The sequence below is a fragment of the Mesorhizobium sp. ArgA1 genome (assembly GCF_053714375.1).
The window spans coordinates 1-271 of the sequence record NZ_JBSKBQ010000188.1 but is presented as its reverse complement, the minus strand read 5'-3'; the positions used below and the strand labels follow the sequence as shown (position 1 = coordinate 271).

Here is a 271-nt window from a genome sequence, read left to right as displayed (position 1 = left end):
GACAGCGTTTCGCTGATCGCGTTGTGCCGCATGAGCGTAGCCGCGATCGCCGAGAACTCCTCCGTGTCGTGATTGAAGGCGTCCGGATCGAGGCCCAGCAACGGACACACCCATTCTTCGGAAGGCATAGAGACCGGCCCGGCGACGACCGCAGCCACGGCGCCGTCGAGCATCGATAGGGAACTTGCCTTGGGGCGACGAAGCGTCGCCGACTGCCCTCGCTTATCCAGCCAATGTCCGAGCTTCTCGAAGGACATCGCGTAGTCGGCCA

General features: G+C 63.5%; 1 protein-coding gene. It reads right to left on the bottom strand.

Annotated elements, in window-relative coordinates:
* Positions 1-257: UPF0149 family protein (locus ACWGTI_RS32940; RefSeq protein ID WP_454590714.1), on the bottom strand; the 257-nt coding region annotated here is incomplete at its 3' end.
* Between the last annotated feature and the right edge of the window lie 14 nt (positions 258-271).